The organism is Ruegeria sp. BHSA162 (assembly GCF_059613385.1).
The window spans coordinates 18,094-34,882 of sequence record NZ_JBXWSK010000016.1; the positions used below are offsets into that span (position 1 = coordinate 18,094).

Genomic DNA, 16,789 nt, shown 5'->3' on the forward strand with positions numbered 1-16,789 from the left:
GAGCGGTCATGGATCTGCGCGCCATCGCCATGGGGCTGGCCTTTGCCTTCATCTGGTCGTCGGCCTTTACCTCGGCGCGGATCATCGTCGCGGATGCTTCGCCGCTGTTTTCACTGGCGGTTCGCTTCCTGATTTCCGGCATCCTGGGTGTGGCAATCGCCCGGGCCATGGGCCAGAGCTGGCACCTGACGCGGTCGCAATGGTACGCGACCATCCTGTTCGGAATCTGCCAGAATGCCCTGTATTTGGGTCTGAATTTCTATGCAATGCAAACGGTCGAGGCCTCGGTCGCGGCGATCATCGCCTCGACCATGCCATTGCTGGTGGCGCTGGCCGGCTGGCTGCTGTTCGGGGAACGGTTGCGCCCGCTGGGTGTTTTGGGTCTCCTGGCCGGGTTCGCCGGCGTGGCCTTGATCATGAGCAGCCGGATCAGCGCCGGGATCGACCTGTTTGGCGTTGCCCTTTGCGGGTTGGGCGCGCTGGCGCTGACCTTCGCCACGCTGGCCGTGCGCGGGGCGACCTCGGGCGGGAATTTCATGATGGTCGTCGGTTTGCAGATGTTTGTCGGCTCGGCGGTTCTGTTCGTCGCCGCCCCGTTGTTCGAGACGATCTATGTCCGCCCGACCTGGCCGCTGGCGCTGGCCTTCACCTACACGACCCTGTTCCCCGGCCTGCTGGCCACGTTGATCTGGTTCCTGCTGCTCAACCGGATCGGGCCGATCCGCGCGGCGACCTTCCATTTCCTCAACCCGGTGTTCGGGGTCACGATCGCCGCGATTCTGCTGGGTGAACGGTTGGGCGCAATGGATGCCGTTGGTGTTGCGGTCACCACGCTGGGCATTCTGGCCGTGCAGTTGTCACGCCAGCCAGTTCAGCGCAGCAGCGCCTCGACCTGACTGCGCAGCTTGCGAGAGTCCGGCCGGGTCGTCGACCCAAAGGTCGCCACGACCTCGCCATCGGGGCTCAGCAGGATCTTGTTGAAATTCCAGCCCGGCACAAACCCGGTTTCGGCCGCGACAGCCTTGTAGAACGGGTGGGCCTGCGGGCCGGTCACGGGGGTGATGTCGGTCATGGGCAGGGTCAGGTCATAGTTCAACTCACAGAACTCCTTGACCTCACTGGCGGTTTCCAATTCCTGATTGAAGGAATCCGACGGGACCGCCAGAACCACCAAACCTTCGGGTCCATAGGTGTCCTGCAGCTTTTGCAGCCCGGAATACTGCCCGGTAAACCCGCATTGCGAGGCCGTGTTGACCACCAGAACCGGCTGGCCGCGCCAGTCCGACAGCGACAGCGTGCCGCCGTCGATAGATGGGAATTCTCCGGACACGGGCGCGGCCTGCACCGTTCGACCGATCAACAACAAGGCAGACAACAGCAACATTCTGAACATGGCGTGACCTCCTCTTTGGTAATGATACGCTCGAAGCACGGCGGCAGATCACCCGCACGATCGCGCGAGCCGGGTGAAACAGGGCTTTGCTTTTGTCGCGGCGCACCCCAAATATCTCGGCAACGTATGCAATGCCGGAGGACCCATGCCCAAATATACCAAAGATCCATCGGTTGTCGCGGCCCTGTCGCCCGAGGAATTCCACGTCACCCAGCGCAACGGGACCGAACGCCCCGGCACCGGAAAACACCTGAACAACAAAGAACCCGGCATTTACGTGGATATCGTATCGGGCGAGCCGCTGTTCGCCTCGACCCACAAATACGAGTCGGGCTGCGGCTGGCCCAGTTTCACCAAACCCATCGTGCATGACCACGTCACCGAGCTGGAGGACCGCTCGCTGGGCATGATCCGGACCGAGGTCCGCTCGAAACACGGCGACAGCCACCTGGGCCATGTGTTTCCCGATGGTCCGCTGGATCAGGGTGGGCTACGTTACTGCATCAACTCCGCCGCGCTGCGGTTCGTCCATCGTGACGACATGGAGGCCGAGGGCTATGGCGAATACCTCGATCAAGTGGAGGACCCGAAATGACCGAACAACGCGCCGTTCTGGCCGGAGGCTGCTTCTGGGGCATGCAGGACCTGATCCGCAAGCTGCCCGGCGTTCTGCGCACCCGCGTCGGATATACCGGCGGCGACGTGCCCAACGCGACCTATCGCAACCACGGCACCCATGCCGAAGGGATCGAGATCTGGTTCGACCCCGCGCAGATCACCTATCGCGATCTGCTCGAGTTCTTCTTCCAGATCCACGACCCGACCACCGTGAACCGCCAGGGCAATGACATTGGGATGAGCTATCGCTCGGCCATCTACTACTGCGACGAAACGCAGAAACAGATCGCGCTGGACACGATCGCCGATGTGGATGCCAGCGGGCTGTGGCCCGGCAAGGTCGTGACCGAGGTCGAACCCGTGGGCGATTTCTGGGAGGCCGAGCCCGAGCATCAGGACTACCTTCAGCGTATCCCCAACGGCTATACCTGCCACTTCCCGCGCCCGGACTGGGTTCTGCCCAAACGCAGCAGCGCCGCCGAATAAAGGTCAGCCGACGGCCACCCGCGGGCGGCCGCTGGCTTCGACGGTCAGCATCGCCTCGACGAAGACATCCTTGCCTTCGATCCGGGCGGTGCGGATGTCACGGTTGACGATCACGCGGATATCCTCGGCCCCGGCTTCGCGCACGGCGCTTTCGGTCTCGCGCCGCAGTTCGGCCTCCAGCAGGTCCAACGCGGGTTCGGGTTCGGGGAAATCCTGCGGCCCGTCGTTCAGATGCACGCGGTACCGGCCTTCGGACGGGGCGGTCACCGTGCCCGCCCGCCGCATGGTCAGCCGCCCCACGACAGCCCCGATCGCGTTGGCCACCCCGGCATGGTCGGGCAGCACCATGGTGCAGCGCAGCCGCTCGCCGACCGCCGGGTAATAGCTCGGCGCCGAGGCTCCCAGCCCGACCACATCCACGTCCAGCCTCGTGTCCAACGCCAGCAGACCGCGATGCCCGCGCAAGCCCCGCCGCGTCAGCACATGGCGCGCCAGATCCTCGGGCGGCAGGCCGAACGCCTCGGCCTCTTCCGCAAAAGCAGTCTCTAACAAGGTTAAAACGGTCTGCTCGGTCAACTGATCCACGATCATCCCGGCCAGCTCATCGGCCGAGCCCGCCAGCCGGTCGCCCGACCCCACACGACGGCGAGCAATCAACTCCAGCGCCTTGCGCGCGGCATCGGCATCCCAATCGAACAGGCGCCCCAGAACGTGGCTGGCATCCGACGGCGTCACCCCCGAAACCTGAACGATCCCGCGATCCACCAGCCGGGTCAGAGCACCGTTTTCCATCCGCGTGCGCAACAGGGCGCTCAGGGACATAACCTTGTCCCCCAGCCGCTCCAGCAGCCCCGCCTCGCGCGGGCCCAGACCCTCGGCGTGGATGCCGGGCACGCGGCGGGCGAAACGGGTGTCGTGCTCGCCCACCGTGGTCGCGCGCAACTGCTCGTCCAGCGCGGCATGGACCACCCCGGGCGCCTGGGCCGCGATCAGCGACACCGGCAGCACCCGGCGCGGACCCAGGAACACACCGCCGCGCAGGCCCTCCGTCACCACATGCACCTGGCTGTCACCGCCCAGACCATGCGTGCGCATCGCCACCGCCTCGACCATGGTGCGGAACCCGCCGACCCGGGCGCCCGCCGGGTCGATCGCCGGTTTTCCATCACGGATCAGCGCCACATCGGTCGTCGTCCCTCCGATATCCGACACCAGCGCGTCCTGAACTCCGGTCAGCCAGCGCGCGCCCACGATCGAGGCCGCCGGACCGCTAAGAATGGTTTCGATCGGCCGCTTCCGCGCCTGCTCGGCGCTCATCAAGGCGCCATCCCCACGCACCACCATCATCGGCGCGTCGATGCCCAGCTCGAGCAACACATCCTGCGCCCGGCCGATCAGGCGGTCGATCATTCCGATCAGACGTGCGTTCAGCACTGCCGTCACCGCACGTTTCGGCCCGTTCAGCTTGGCCGACAACTGATGCGAGCAGGTCACCGGCGCACCGGTCCTTTCGGCGATGATCCGCGCGACCTCAAGCTCGTGCGCGGGGTTGCGCGTGGCGAACTGGGCTGCGACCGCGAACCCGGAAATCCCGGACTGCTGGTCCAGAAATTCGGTCAACGCCCCTGTATCCAACGGCGCGGCCTCGGCCCCGGCATGGCTGTGCCCGCCCGCGATCACCAGCGCCGGGTCACCCTTCAGCGCATCGCGCAGCCCATGCCTGTCCAGATCGCCGTCCCGAAACCCGACATAGATCAGCGCAACGCGCCCGCCCTGCCCCTCGACCAGCGCGTTCGTGGCCAGCGTCGTCGACAGCGACGCCATCGAGATCTGAACGGGCGCGACCTGCGCCTGGTCCAGCACCGCCCGGATCGCCCGCCCGACGCCGATCGCCAGATCCTCGCGTGTGGTCAGGGACTTGGCCGAGGCGATCACCTCTTCCTCGTCCCGGATCAGCACCGCATCGGTGTAGGTTCCACCGGTATCCACGCCCAAAGCCAACGCCATCGGGATCTCCATCCTGTTCGCAGTCACGGGTGTAGCGGTTTGAACCGACGCGTCCAGCCTGTTTGCGGCATTCACGACAGTTGTTCGACCGCCCAGCGCGCCGCGTCGGCCACCGTGGGGTCGGCATCCTCGATCAACGCCTGCGCGACCGGAATCAACTCCGACGACCCGGAATTGCCGATGGCATACAGAACGTTTCGCACGAACCGGTCGCGCCCGATCCGCTTGATCGGAGAACCCGAGAATCTGGCCCGGAACGCCGCATCGTCCAACCCGGCCAGTTCCGCCAACGGCGGCGCCATCAGGTCTTGGCGCGCGGCATATCGGATGTCACTGGCCGCCACCGCGAACTTGTTCCAAGGACAGGCGGCCAGGCAATCATCACAGCCATAGATCCGGTTGCCCAGCTTGCCGCGCAACTCCTGATCCACCGGCCCCTTGTGCTCGATGGTCAGATAGGAAATGCAGCGCCGCGCATCCAGTTGATAGGGCGCCGGAAAGGCATCCGTCGGACAGGCATCCAGACAGGCCCGACACGACCCGCAATGATCCACTTCCGGCGGGTCCGTCGGCAGGTCCAGAGTGGTGAAAACAGACCCTAAAAAGGCCCAATTGCCCCACTCCCGGCTGACCAGATTGGTGTGTTTGCCCTGCCAGCCCAACCCGGCCGCATGGCCCAGTGCTTTCTCGGGCACCGGCGCGGTGTCGACGAACACCTTCACCTCGCCCCCGGCTTCGGCAATCAGCCACCGGGCCAGCCGCTTCAGCCGCTTTTTGACCAGATCATGGTAGTCTTTGTTCTGAGCATAGACCGAGATCGCCCCGCGATCGGGTCGGCCCAGAACCTCGGTCGGATCATGATCCGGCGTGTAACTCTCGGCCAGCATGATGACCGAGCGCGTTTCAGGCCACAGCTCCGCCGGATCCCCCCGCCAATGGGCCCGCTCGGCCATCCAGCCCATCTGCCCGTGATAACCGGCCGCCAGAAAGGCGGCCAACCGCGCAGGCACTTCCGGCACGTCCCAGGGTCGGCAGATCCGGCACGACACGAACCCCTCGGCCCGGGCCTGCGACACCAACCTGTCCTTCAATGCCGTCGCGCTGTTCATCTGGCCCAAAATATCCTCGGGGGTGAATTGGCCCAATGGGCCAAGAGGGGGCAGACCGCCCCCTGCCCCAACCTATCAGAAATCCAGGTCGGCGTAATGGGCGGGCGGGCGGAAGCCCGGCACCTGATCCGCCAGAATCGACCGGAAGGCCGGGCGAGACTTGATCTTGGCGTACCAGTCCTTGACCACATGGCTGCGATTCCAGTCCACGTCCGAAATATAGTCCAACGCCGACAGATGCGCGGCAGCCGCAAAATCGGCCAATGTCATCTGATCCCCCGCCAGCCAGCGCCGCTGATCCAGCAGCCAGGCCATGTAATCCAAGTGGAACTTGATTGCCCGCGCGCCTTCCTTGACGTTCTTGCTGTCGGGATAGCCCTGACCGGTCACTTTTTTGTTCACCCGCTCGTACAGCAGCTTGGATGTCACCTCATGGTGAAATTTGTCATCAAACCAACTGACCAGACGGCGCACCTCGAACCGTGCTTCCGGAGTTTTTGGCATCAATGCGGGTTCCGGCCGCGTCTCTTCGATGTATTCGCAGATCGCCGCGCTTTCTGACATCACCCGGCCATCCAGCCGCAGAACCGGGACCTTGGCCGCAGGGTTTCTGCGCAAGAAGTCCGGGGATTTTTCCCAGTACTTTTCCTCGACCAATTCGACTTCGATCTTCTTTTCCGCCAGGGACAGGCGGACTTTTCGACAAAAGGGGGACAGGGGAACGTGAAACAAACGCGCCATGTGGATCCATTCGAACCAATTGAGTACCGCTCAGCAATAGCCGCTGACGGGCAGAAGTTTCAATCCTCGAAGCAATCTGCGCGACCATCTGCGCGGATGGTGGCCGCTCCATCGCGGATCGCGGCGGCTCGTCTGCGGGTGTAAACCGACGGGTCCGTGACCGAACGGTTTCGCGGTGACGGAAGGATTGCCGCCAGCCGCGCCGCCTGCACCGGGCTGAGTTGGGCGGAACTGACTCCAAAATTCTTGCGGGCGGCCGCCTCGATCCCGAACAGTCCCTCACCGGTCTCCGCCACGTTCAGATACACCTCGAGTATGCGCTTCTTGCTCCAGAGGATTTCGACGACCGGGGTCATGGAGGTCTCAAGCGCCTTGCGCACCCAACTGCGCCCCTGCCACAGAAAGACATTCTTGACCACCTGCTGAGAAATGGTCGACGCCCCGCGGTTGCCACCATCTTCAAGCGCATCGCGGATCGCGTTTACGTCAAAGCCCCAATGCAGGCAGAAATTCGCATCCTCGGCCGCAACGACCGACCGGGCCATGACCGAAGACATATCCTCGATCGCGACCCATTCCCGGTCCACCTTGCCCAGGCGGCGCCACTCGGACCAGATCGTATGGGTGATCGGCGGGTTGACCACGGTGTAAAGCAAAACAAGCGCCACGAACGCCGCGGCCAGGGCACCGACGACACGCAGTGCCCACCGCCGAATCCGAACGATGAGCGTTTCCGTTTTCCGAGACCGGGTTGCCTTTTTGAACTTACCGCGGGATTTGCGCGCTGCTTTCTTCGCCATGTTCCTGCTATACGCCGCAGCACCGGTATTTGGAACGGAATTATGACGCGATCAGCCGCCCTTCGCGCGGGCGCACCACCGGACGGGCGGTTTTCGGACCACCATCTTCCACCGCTGCCAACTGCGGGAACAGTCGCAACAGCTCGGCCTGGGTTTCCCGGTCAGACCGCGTAACGGCGTGGCCGGGATAGTAGCTTTCGCTTTTGGCGCCGTTGGCGATGACGATCTCGTGTTGGTCGAACAACAGGTGGAAATACTCGATCTCTCCACCTTCGACCCGGGTCACCGTCGTGCCGTTGACCAGGGAATGTGCGGCAATCAAAACCTCGGGGTGGCCGTAGAAATAAGCCGCGCGCCAATCGTCGATCAGCATCCGGTGCTGGGGCGAGAACAGAGTGTCACGGTCCAGTCCCAAAACCCCTTCGGCAAAGCGGATCGGTGCGGCGTTGCCCTCGGCCGCGACGGTGGTTCTGCCGACCCAGATCAGGGCCCGCGCACCATTGTCGACCGTCGTGACCAGGTCACCGGCCTGCAGATCCTCGACGCGGTGCAATCCATCGGGTGTCTTTATCATTGTTCCGGCAGTAAAACACGGCGGCCCAAGCTCACCCGGAACCACCAAGGGACCTTCGGTATTGACGAAAGTCGTCGAGACTAGCGTCCCCTCTTGCAGCACCTGACCGTCCGTCGGGGTGAACACGCGGCTGCCATCAGCCAGATAGAAGGTGATTCCCGTGTAGGTGACGTTCCCCACACCGGACACGTTGATCGTCACCGTGTCGCCCGGCCAGGATCGGGTGACATCAATGCCGTTGACCGAGTCATTGTCGGAACTGTCGATGTCGCCATCGTCGTTCTGGTCGACCAGATTGTACTTCTCAACCGTCAGAAGGGTCCCCGTTGCCGGCGGGCTGGCCGGATCCATGGCAAAGAACTGGTCAAGATAGGTCGTGGGCATGCGACGACTCCCTGGCGAAATTGGCGGCAAGCGGAAGCATTGGCGAAATTTCCAAACTTTCCGTGTACAGGCCTAGCGGCACGCAATGTTTTTTCAAGAAATCCGGAAACGGGAGGGCAGAAAACGAAAACCCCGCGTGTCTTTTCAAACACGCGGGGCAGGCTTCACAGGCGGTCTTACTCGGCCGGAACCGCCGCTGCCTCGTGGCTCAGCGGGTGGCTGAGTTTGTTCAGCATTTCCTTCGGGCAGACCTGCAGGAAGTTCGACAGCTCGACATCCCAGTGCTGCAGGATATCGGCGGCCTTGCGGCTGCCGGTCTCCGCGGCGTGGCGCTCGATCAGCGACTTCAGCTGCATCTCCCAATGCTCGACCGTTACGGGGCAGGTCACCAGGGTTTCCATGTTCATCAGCAGCTGCGCCTTGCCTTCGGGGTCGTACAGATAGGCCATGCCACCCGTCATCCCCGCGCCAAAGTTCGCACCGATGTCACCGAGGATCACCGCAACGCCGCCGGTCATGTACTCACACCCGTTCGAGCCGCAGCCCTCGACCACCACGGTGGCACCCGAGTTGCGCACGGCAAAGCGTTCACCAGCACGGCCAGCCGCGAACAGGTACCCGTCGGTCGCGCCGTACAGGACCGTGTTGCCGATGATCGTATTCCGGTCGGCCTGTAACGGGCTGACCTGCGGCGGGCGCACGACGATGGTACCGCCCGACAGGCCCTTGCCCACATAGTCGTTGGCGTCGCCCGACACTTCCAGCTTGAGCCCCGGCGCGGCGAAGGCGCCCAGCGACTGGCCGGCCGAGCCTTGCAGTTTCACATGCAGGTGGTCCGGCTGGAACGTGTTGCGCATGCCAAAGTTCTGCACGATGTGGCTGGACACGCGGGTGCCCACCGTCCGGTGCGTGTTCTGCACGGCATAAGACAGCTGCATCTTCTCGCCATCCTTCAGGAACCGCGCAGCGTCGCGCACGATTTCAGAGTCCAGCGTATCAGGCACCGCGTTGCGGGGCTTGTCACGGTCATAGACGATGTTTTGCGCGCCATCGACGGTGATCAGCAGCGGATTCAGGTCCAGATCGTCCAGATGCGCCGACCCGCGGCTGACCTGCGCCAGCAGATCGGCCCGGCCGATGATTTCGTCGACCGACCGTGCGCCGAGGCTGGCCAGGATCTCGCGCACTTCCTGTGCGTAGAAGGTGATCAGGTTCACCACCTTGTCGGCATTGCCGGTGAACTTGGCGCGCAGGCTCTCGTCCTGCGTACATACGCCCACCGGGCAGGTGTTCGACTGGCACTGGCGCACCATGATGCAGCCCATCGCGATCAGGGCGGCGGTGCCGATGCCGTATTCCTCGGCCCCCATCATCGCCGCCATGACGATGTCACGCCCGGTGCGCAGGCCACCATCGGTACGCAGGGTCACCCGGTCGCGCAGGTTGTTCATCGCCAGAACCTGATGCGCCTCGGTCAGGCCCATTTCCCACGGCAGGCCGGCATATTTAATGCTGGTCGCGGGGGATGCCCCGGTGCCGCCATTGTGGCCCGAGATCAGGATGATGTCGGCCTTGGCCTTGGCCACCCCGGCGGCGATCGTGCCCACGCCCGAGGACGCCACCAGCTTGACCGTCACCTTGGCGCGCGGGTTGATCTGCTTGAGGTCATAGATCAGCTGCGCCAGATCCTCGATCGAATAGATGTCGTGGTGCGGCGGGGGCGAGATCAGGGTCACGCCCTTGGTCGAGTGGCGCAGGCGCGCGATCAGATCGGTAACCTTCATGCCAGGCAGCTGGCCGCCCTCGCCGGGCTTTGCACCCTGGGCCACCTTGATTTCCAGCTCTTCGCACTGATTGAGGTATTCGGCGGTCACACCGAACCGGCCAGATGCCACCTGCTTGATCTTGGCCGAGGGGTTGTCGCCATTCGGCTCGGGCACGAAGTGTGCGGGATCTTCCCCACCTTCACCCGAGTCGGATTTCGCGCCGATCCGGTTCATCGCCACGTTCAGCGTCTTGTGCGCCTCGGGGCTGAGCGCGCCCAGCGACATGCCCGGGGTGACAAAGCGCTTGCGGATCGAGGTGATCGACTCGACCTCCTCGATCGGGATCGGCTTGCCCAACGGTTTGAAATCCATCAGGTCGCGCAGGTGGATCGGCGGGTTCGCCTGCATCTTGGCCGAATACTGTTTCCACAGCTCGTACGACGCGCGGTTGCAGGCCATCTGCATCATGTGCATCGAGGTCGCTTCCCACGCATGGGTCTCACCCGATTTGCGGGCCTTGTAGAAGCCACCGATAGGCAGAACATCCAGGCCACTCTCCCAGCCTTTGGCGTGGATTCCTTCAGCCTTGGACTGAATGCCGGTGACGCCGATGCCGGAAATCCGGCTGGTCATGCCGGGGAAATATTCGGCCACCATGGCGCGGCTCAGGCCCACGGCTTCGAAATTCAGGCCGCCGCGATAGGACGAGATCACCGAGATGCCCATCTTGGCCATGATCTTCAGCAGGCCCTGGTCGATCGCCTCGCGGTAACGCGCGACGTTTTCAGTCAGGCTGCCTTCCAGCAACCCGCGTTCGATCCGGTCGGCCAACGAATCCTCGGCCAGATAGGCGTTCACCACGGTCGCGCCACAGCCGATCAGCACCGCGAAATAATGCGGGTCGATGCATTCCGCCGAGCGCACGTTGAGCGAGCAGAAGGTCCGCAGGCCCTGACGGATCAAGTGCGAATGCACCGCGCTGGTGGCCAGGATCATCGGCATCGCCACTTTGCCGGGGCCGGAATACTGGTCGGTCAGCACCAGGTGACCCGCGCCCGAACGCACGGCCTCCTCCGCCTCGGCGCGGATGCGGGCCAACGCGGCGCTCAGCGCGCCGTTGCCGGGTTCGAAGGTGCAGTCGATCTCGGCCAGCGGCGCATCGAAATTCGCCACCAGTTCTTCCCACTGGGCGTTGCCGACAAAGGGGCTTTCCAGCACCACGATCTCGGTCTGGCTGCTGTCTTCATCCAGCACGTTCTTGAGGTTGCCGAACCGCGTCTTCAGCGACATCACGCGGTATTCGCGCAGGCTGTCGATCGGCGGGTTGGTCACCTGGCTGAAGTTCTGGCGGAAGAAATGGCTGAGCGGCCGGTACTGTTTGGACAGAACCGCCGAGGGCGTGTCGTCGCCCATCGAGGCGATCGCCTCTTTGCCATCCTCGGCCATCGGTGCGAGGATCTGCTCCAGTTCCTCGACCGTGTAGCCCGCCGCGATCTGGCGCTTGCGCAGTTCCTCACCGGTGAACAGCGGCTTTTCGGCGACCTTCGCCAGCTTTTCGTCCAGATCGTTGATCTTGCTGACCCATTCGCCGAACGGCAGGGCCGCGGCCAGCTTGTCCTTGATCTGCTTGTCGCGGTACAGCTTGCCCTTCTTCATGTCGACGGCCAGCATCTGGCCCGGACCCAGCGCACCTTTTTCCTTAACGCTGGCCTCGTTGATCGGGACCATACCCGCCTCGGACCCGGCGATCACCAGACCGTCGCCGGTGACGACATAGCGCATCGGGCGCAGGCCGTTGCGATCCAGCCCGGCGCAGACCCAGCGGCCATCGGTCATGGCCAGCGCGGCGGGGCCGTCCCACGGCTCCATCACCGAGTTGCAGTAGGAATACATGTCGCGCCAGGACTGCGGCAGTTCCACCGCCTGTTTCGACCAGCTTTCCGGCACCAGCATCGTCTTGGCCATCGGGGCCGAGCGGCCCGCGCGCACCAGAACCTCGAACACCGAATCCAGCGCCGCCGAATCCGACGATCCGCCCGCAATGATCGGCTTGATGTCTTCGGCATAGTCGCCAAAGGTCGCCGAGGCCATGCGGATCTCGTGGCTTTTCATCCAGTTGATGTTGCCCTTCAGCGTGTTGATCTCGCCATTGTGGGCCAGCATGCGGAACGGCTGCGCCAGCCACCATTGCGGGAAGGTGTTGGTGGAATAGCGCTGGTGATAGATCGCAAAGGCGGATTCGAAACGCTCGTCCATCAGGTCGGGGTAGAACACAGCGACCTGCTCGGCCAGCATCATGCCCTTGTAGATGATCGACCGGCAGCTGAGCGAGGCCAGGTACAGACCCGAAATCCCCGCGGCGGCGGCGGCTTTCTCGATCCGGCGGCGGATGACGTACAGCTCGCGCTCGAACGTGTCCTCGTCAACGCCCTTGGAATTCGAGATCAGGATCTGCTCGATCTCGGGCCGGGTCGCGTTGGCCTTTTCACCCAAGCAGGTGACATCCACCGGCACGTGTCGCCAGCCATAGATGTAGTAACCCATCCGCAGAACTTCGGTTTCCACGATGGTCCGGCAGCGCTCTTGCGCGCCGAAATCGGTGCGCGGCAGGAACACCTGCCCCACGGCGATCAGCTCGTCCATCTTGGGCTCGTGCCCGGTGCGGCGGATCTGGTCATAGAAAAAGGGGGCCGGGATCTGCACATGGATGCCCGCGCCGTCGCCGGTCTTGCCGTCGGCATCCACCGCGCCGCGGTGCCAGATCGCCTTGAGCGCATTGATCCCGGCCTCGACCACCTTGCGGCTTTTCTTGCCGTCAACCGAAACCACCAGACCGACCCCGCACGAGGAATGCTCTTCCTGCTCGGAATACAGGCCATTTTCGGCCATCCACTTGCGCTTGGCTTCCTCGGCCCGGACCCAATCGGCATCATATTTCGTCATTGGCTGTCTCCTTCTTCCGACGGGGCGTACATGGCCATGACCTCGGCTTCGGTCATCTGGCGGCGTTCACCTGCGAACGCGTAACCCTCGGGCTTCTTGTCGATGTAGAGTTCAAGTTTCAGCGTGTTGCCGGCCGCGTTGTCGAACAGGCCGGCCGCGATCTGTGTCTGGCCGTGCATCTCGCCCGGCAGGGTGATCCGGTACCACAGGGCCGATCCGCATTCTTCGCAGAAGGCGCGTTCGGCCCAGTCCGACGATGTGAAGGTCTTGACCGGCCCCAGCGCCGCATAGCCCGGCTGCGCCGGAAAGGAGACCAGCGCGCTGCTGGTCCAGCGGCGGCACATGTCGCAATGGCAGGCGCCCAGCGCGTCGCGGGCGGGGGTCGCGGTCACGGTGACCGCGCCGCACATGCATTGGCCTTGCAATTCGGGCATCCTGTCCCTCCTGTCGCTGGGCAGTAGGTTATTCTGCGGCAAGCGCAGCCTTGCCGTTGAACCGGTCGATGATGGCTTGCGCGCAGTCGCGGCCGTCGCGGATCGCCCAGACCACCAGCGAGGCACCGCGCACGATGTCACCGATGGCATAGACGCCGTCCATCTCGGTCTCGCCAGTTTCGAACGCGGCCTTGATGGTGCCCCAGCGGGTCACGGGCAGGTCGGGCTGGCCGAACAGGGTGGGCAGGTCCTCGGGCTCGAAGCCCAGCGCTTTGATGACCAGATCGGCCTCTTCGACGTAATCTGCGCCTTCAATCACTTCGGGGGCCTGGCGGCCGGTGGCATCGGGCTGGCCCAGGCGCATCTTCTGCACCATCACGCCGGTGACCCGCTCATCGCCGACAAACCCCTTGGGCGCGCTGAGCCATTCAAAGATCACGCCCTCTTCCTCGGCGTTCTGTGTTTCGCGCTGCGAGCCAGGCATGTTCGCCCGGTCGCGGCGATACAGGCATTTGACCGAGGTCGCGCCCTGGCGGATCGAGGTGCGGACGCAATCCATCGCCGTATCACCGCCACCGATCACGACCACCTTCTTGCCCTTGGCGTTCAGGCGGCCATCGTCAAACTCGGGAACCGCGTCACCAAAGCTTTTGCGGTTCGAGGCAGTCAGGAAATCGATCGCCTTTTCGATACCGGGCAGGCCACTGCCGGGCATGGACAGATCCCGCGACTTGTAGACGCCCGTCGCAATGATCACGGCGTCATGTTTGGCGCGGATATCGGCGAACTTGGCAGCGTCGACGTCACAGTTCAGTTCAAAAGTGACGCCGCCCTCGGCCAGCAGGTCGTTGCGGCGTTGAACCACGTCCTTTTCCAGCTTGAAGCCCGGAATGCCGTACATCAGCAGGCCGCCCGCGCGGTCATAGCGGTCATAGACCGTGACCTGGATCCCGGCCCGGCGCAGCATGTCCGCCGCCGCCAGACCACCGGGTCCGCCCCCGATGATGCCGACGCTTTCGGGGCGTTCGGCGGTTGGAGCGACAGGTTTGACCCAGCCTTCCTCCCACGCGGTGTCGGTGATGTATTTCTCGACCGCACCGATGGTGACAGTGCCATGGCCCGATTGCTCGATCACGCAGTTGCCTTCGCACAGTCGGTCCTGCGGGCATATACGTCCGCAGATCTCGGGGAAGGTATTGGTGGCCTGGCTGGTCTGATAGGCTTCTTCAAGCCGTCCGGTGGCGGTCAGGCGCAGCCAGTCCGGGATGTTGTTGTGCAGCGGGCAGTGCGACTGACAATACGGCACACCGCATTGGCTGCAACGGCTGGCCTGCTCGGCGGCTTTTTCGGCGGCGTATTCGGCATAGATTTCATGAAAGTCCGCTCTGCGATCGGTTGCGGCGCGCTTTTCAGGCATGTCACGATCGATCTGCACAAATTTCAGCATCGGTTGCTTGGCCACGGTCAGACTCCATGAATTGGCTTGGTCGGATTTCTTTATGCGAAGCCAATTCGGATGAAAAGTCAATTGTGCTGACCTAAATTGGAAAAAATCGGAAAGATCGATCTCTTTGGGCGACTTTCTGTTCATTTTTAGGACCACTTCGGACCTAAATCCTGACTTTCCTTTTGCTGATCGCGCTTATACGCCTTGAATGCAAAGAACACGGGCGCAAACACGGGCGGGCAGATGAGTCTTTTTCAGCTGATTCTGGTGGCGATCATCCAGGGGATCACCGAGTTTCTGCCGATTTCGTCATCAGGCCACCTGATCCTGCTGCCAAGCCTCACCGGAATGGAAGACCAGGGCCTGGCCATCGACGTCGCGGTGCATGTGGGCACATTGGGCGCGGTGGTTCTGTATTTCTGGAGCGACGTGAAACTGGCCCTTGCGGGCCTGCCACGTGCTTTGCGCGGGCGCATCGACACCCCACAGTCCCGACTGGCCCTGGCGTTGATCGTAGCCACCATCCCGACCGTTATCGTTGGTGCCATCCTGCACCTGACCGGCCTCAGCAGTGCGATGCGGTCCGTGGCGGTGATCGGGTGGACGATGTTGGGCTTCGGACTGCTGCTGTATTGGATGGACCAAAAAGGCCCCCAGACCAAAGAGGCCGGCGACTGGGGGCTGCGTGACGCGGTTATTTTGGGTCTGTGGCAGGTCCTGGCGCTGATTCCCGGCACCTCGCGGTCGGGGATCTGCATCACCGGCGCGCGACACTTGGGGTATACCCGCGAGGACGGCGCGCGCATCGCGATGCTGATGTCAATCCCTACAATCATCGCCTCGGGCGCGCTGCTGTCGTTGGACGTGATCGGGCAGGCCAACGCTCAGCTGGCCAAGGAAAGCGCCATTGCAGCCGTGTTCGCCTTTGTTTCGGCCCTGTTGGCGCTGAACCTGATGATGCGTCTGCTGCGTAGCGTCAGCTTCACGCCATATGTGATCTATCGCGTGATCCTGGGTACGATCCTGCTGATTGTCGCTTACAGCTGATCAGATGCGCAGGTTCCGGGCCGAGTTCTGGATGTCGTCGTACTGACCCGACGGGCGGAATTTCCACAGGTATTCCGGCAGAACCGATTCCAGCGAAGCAGGCTCGATCCCCAGATCGGCAAAACCCTTCGCTCCTTCGGACACCACATTGTCACGGCGCAGGTTCTTCAACTGGTCGCGGGTCAGAATGTTGTTCGGAAACAGCTGGAAGCTGATGAATTTCAGCATGTCCAGAACCCCGGCCATGATCCGCCCAACCCAGAACGGCAGACCGATGATGATGCGGCGGCGGTGGATCACCCCGAGCATCTGCTGCATCAGCTCACGGAAGGTCTTGGCCTCAGGCCCACCCAATTCGTAGACGCCCGGTGCGGCCTGACCCAACACGCCCTTGACTGCGGCCTGCGCCACATCATCCACAAACACCGGCTGGAACCGGGTGTCGGCACCAAAGATCGGAAGGAAGGGCGAGATGCGGGTCATGCCGGCGAAACGGTTGAAGAACTGATCTTCGGTCCCGAAGATCACCGAGGGCCTCAGGATCACGGCACCGGGCATATGGGTCAGCACAGCAGCCTCACCTGCGGCCTTGGTGCGGGCGTATTCGCTGTCGGAATTCGCGTCAGCACCGATGGCCGAAATGTGGACCATGCGGGAAATGCCTTGCTCGGCCGCCAGACGGGCGATGCGGCCCGCGCCTTCGGCTTGCACGGCGCCAAATCCATTCTTGCCCAGTTCGTTCAGAACGCCCACGCAGTTGACGACCGCATCGGCGCCATGCATCGCACTGGCCACCGAGGCATCGTCGCGGATATTGCACAGAATGGGCTCGACCTGGCCCACGACGCCATAGGTCTTGACGAAGATTGCCTCGTTCGGACGGCGGACCGCCACCCGTACACGCCACCCTTCGTTCGCCATGCGTCGCGCGATATAGCGGCCGACGAATCCCGATCCACCGTAAATCGTGACCAGTTTGGACATGGTTGGGCTCCTGCTGTGTAGGTCTTGTTCCGATCTACCGCTCCAAAGCCCGGCAA

General features: G+C 63.3%; 14 protein-coding genes. 4 read left to right on the forward strand and 10 right to left on the reverse strand.

Going from position 1 to position 16,789, the window contains the following annotated elements:
* The first annotated feature begins 8 nt into the window (after positions 1–8).
* Positions 9–896 carry a DMT family transporter gene (locus AC2FM5_RS07225; RefSeq protein WP_496734742.1) on the forward strand — a complete coding sequence of 296 codons (888 nt, stop codon included), beginning with the start codon at positions 9–11 and terminating at the stop codon, positions 894–896.
* Here AC2FM5_RS07225 and AC2FM5_RS07230 read toward each other — a convergent pair.
* On the reverse strand, positions 872–1,393 hold the full coding sequence (locus AC2FM5_RS07230; RefSeq protein WP_170363901.1) for a glutathione peroxidase: 522 nt from the start codon (positions 1,391–1,393) through the stop codon (positions 872–874). The two genes, AC2FM5_RS07225 and AC2FM5_RS07230, sit on opposite strands and share 25 nt — an antisense overlap.
* 145 nt (positions 1,394–1,538) lie before the next feature.
* On the opposite strand from AC2FM5_RS07230, the gene msrB reads away from it, so the two are divergent.
* Both msrB and msrA read left to right on the forward strand, forming a co-directional pair.
* On the forward strand, positions 1,539–1,988 hold the full coding sequence (gene msrB, locus AC2FM5_RS07235) for a peptide-methionine (R)-S-oxide reductase MsrB (RefSeq protein ID WP_170360999.1): 450 nt from the start codon (positions 1,539–1,541) through the stop codon (positions 1,986–1,988).
* Positions 1,985–2,497, forward strand: a complete 513-nt coding sequence (msrA, locus tag AC2FM5_RS07240; RefSeq protein ID WP_170391424.1) for a peptide-methionine (S)-S-oxide reductase MsrA — start codon at positions 1,985–1,987, stop codon at positions 2,495–2,497. Before msrB ends, msrA begins: the two co-directional genes overlap by 4 nt.
* 3 nt (positions 2,498–2,500) lie before the next feature.
* Here the strand turns inward: msrA and AC2FM5_RS07245 are convergent, their stop codons facing one another.
* From AC2FM5_RS07245 to AC2FM5_RS07280, 8 genes are all read right to left on the reverse strand, one after another.
* Positions 2,501–4,504: a hydantoinase/oxoprolinase N-terminal domain-containing protein gene (locus AC2FM5_RS07245; RefSeq protein WP_496734779.1), complete on the reverse strand. Its 2,004-nt coding sequence runs from the start codon at positions 4,502–4,504 to the stop codon at positions 2,501–2,503.
* 71 nt (positions 4,505–4,575) lie between these two features.
* The gene (queG, locus tag AC2FM5_RS07250) at positions 4,576–5,613 is read right to left on the reverse strand and encodes a tRNA epoxyqueuosine(34) reductase QueG (RefSeq protein WP_496734745.1); all 1,038 of its coding nucleotides are present in this window, start codon (positions 5,611–5,613) and stop codon (positions 4,576–4,578) included.
* Positions 5,614–5,688: 75 nt separating this feature from the next.
* Complete coding sequence (gene fzlA / locus AC2FM5_RS07255; protein ID WP_170364267.1) at positions 5,689–6,354, reverse strand: FtsZ-binding protein FzlA; 666 nt, start codon at positions 6,352–6,354, stop codon at positions 5,689–5,691.
* A 59-nt stretch (positions 6,355–6,413) separates the two neighbouring features.
* Positions 6,414–7,154 carry a monofunctional biosynthetic peptidoglycan transglycosylase gene (gene mtgA / locus AC2FM5_RS07260; protein ID WP_496734747.1) on the reverse strand — a complete coding sequence of 247 codons (741 nt, stop codon included), beginning with the start codon at positions 7,152–7,154 and terminating at the stop codon, positions 6,414–6,416.
* Between the two features lie 40 nt (positions 7,155–7,194).
* Positions 7,195–8,112 carry a Hint domain-containing protein gene (locus AC2FM5_RS07265; protein WP_496734749.1) on the reverse strand — a complete coding sequence of 306 codons (918 nt, stop codon included), beginning with the start codon at positions 8,110–8,112 and terminating at the stop codon, positions 7,195–7,197.
* 176 nt (positions 8,113–8,288) lie between these two features.
* On the reverse strand, positions 8,289–12,821 hold the full coding sequence (gltB, locus tag AC2FM5_RS07270; RefSeq protein WP_496734751.1) for a glutamate synthase large subunit: 4,533 nt from the start codon (positions 12,819–12,821) through the stop codon (positions 8,289–8,291).
* Complete coding sequence (locus tag AC2FM5_RS07275) at positions 12,818–13,255, reverse strand: GFA family protein (protein ID WP_496734753.1); 438 nt, start codon at positions 13,253–13,255, stop codon at positions 12,818–12,820. The genes gltB and AC2FM5_RS07275 overlap by 4 nt, the downstream gene beginning before the upstream one ends.
* Before the next feature lie 28 nt (positions 13,256–13,283).
* Entirely contained in the window at positions 13,284–14,717 is a 1,434-nt protein-coding gene (locus AC2FM5_RS07280; protein WP_496734755.1) for an NAD(P)-dependent oxidoreductase, read from the reverse strand.
* Positions 14,718–14,945: 228 nt separating this feature from the next.
* Between AC2FM5_RS07280 and AC2FM5_RS07285 the strand changes: the two genes are divergently transcribed.
* On the forward strand, positions 14,946–15,749 hold the full coding sequence (locus tag AC2FM5_RS07285; protein WP_496734757.1) for an undecaprenyl-diphosphate phosphatase: 804 nt from the start codon (positions 14,946–14,948) through the stop codon (positions 15,747–15,749).
* Here AC2FM5_RS07285 and AC2FM5_RS07290 read toward each other — a convergent pair whose 3' ends face one another.
* On the reverse strand, positions 15,750–16,733 hold the full coding sequence (locus tag AC2FM5_RS07290) for a complex I NDUFA9 subunit family protein (RefSeq protein WP_496734759.1): 984 nt from the start codon (positions 16,731–16,733) through the stop codon (positions 15,750–15,752). It lies immediately after the preceding gene.
* Between the last annotated feature and the right edge of the window lie 56 nt (positions 16,734–16,789).

What these genes read in the sequence shown, in the direction of transcription:
- queG (WP_496734745.1), bottom strand. Translation starts at nt 5,613, where the DNA reads ATGAACAGCGCGACGGCATTGAAGGACAGGTTGGTGTCGCAGGCCCGG.
- msrB (WP_170360999.1), top strand. Translation starts at nt 1,539, where the DNA reads ATGCCCAAATATACCAAAGATCCATCGGTTGTCGCGGCCCTGTCGCCC.
- msrA (WP_170391424.1), top strand. Translation starts at nt 1,985, where the DNA reads ATGACCGAACAACGCGCCGTTCTGGCCGGAGGCTGCTTCTGGGGCATG.
- AC2FM5_RS07225 (WP_496734742.1), top strand. Translation starts at nt 9, where the DNA reads ATGGATCTGCGCGCCATCGCCATGGGGCTGGCCTTTGCCTTCATCTGG.
- gltB (WP_496734751.1), bottom strand. Translation starts at nt 12,821, where the DNA reads ATGACGAAATATGATGCCGATTGGGTCCGGGCCGAGGAAGCCAAGCGC.
- mtgA (WP_496734747.1), bottom strand. Translation starts at nt 7,154, where the DNA reads ATGGCGAAGAAAGCAGCGCGCAAATCCCGCGGTAAGTTCAAAAAGGCA.
- AC2FM5_RS07285 (WP_496734757.1), top strand. Translation starts at nt 14,946, where the DNA reads ATGAGTCTTTTTCAGCTGATTCTGGTGGCGATCATCCAGGGGATCACC.
- fzlA (WP_170364267.1), bottom strand. Translation starts at nt 6,354, where the DNA reads ATGGCGCGTTTGTTTCACGTTCCCCTGTCCCCCTTTTGTCGAAAAGTC.
- AC2FM5_RS07230 (WP_170363901.1), bottom strand. Translation starts at nt 1,393, where the DNA reads ATGTTCAGAATGTTGCTGTTGTCTGCCTTGTTGTTGATCGGTCGAACG.
- AC2FM5_RS07265 (WP_496734749.1), bottom strand. Translation starts at nt 8,112, where the DNA reads ATGCCCACGACCTATCTTGACCAGTTCTTTGCCATGGATCCGGCCAGC.
- AC2FM5_RS07245 (WP_496734779.1), bottom strand. Translation starts at nt 4,504, where the DNA reads ATGGCGTTGGCTTTGGGCGTGGATACCGGTGGAACCTACACCGATGCG.
- AC2FM5_RS07275 (WP_496734753.1), bottom strand. Translation starts at nt 13,255, where the DNA reads ATGCCCGAATTGCAAGGCCAATGCATGTGCGGCGCGGTCACCGTGACC.
- AC2FM5_RS07290 (WP_496734759.1), bottom strand. Translation starts at nt 16,733, where the DNA reads ATGTCCAAACTGGTCACGATTTACGGTGGATCGGGATTCGTCGGCCGC.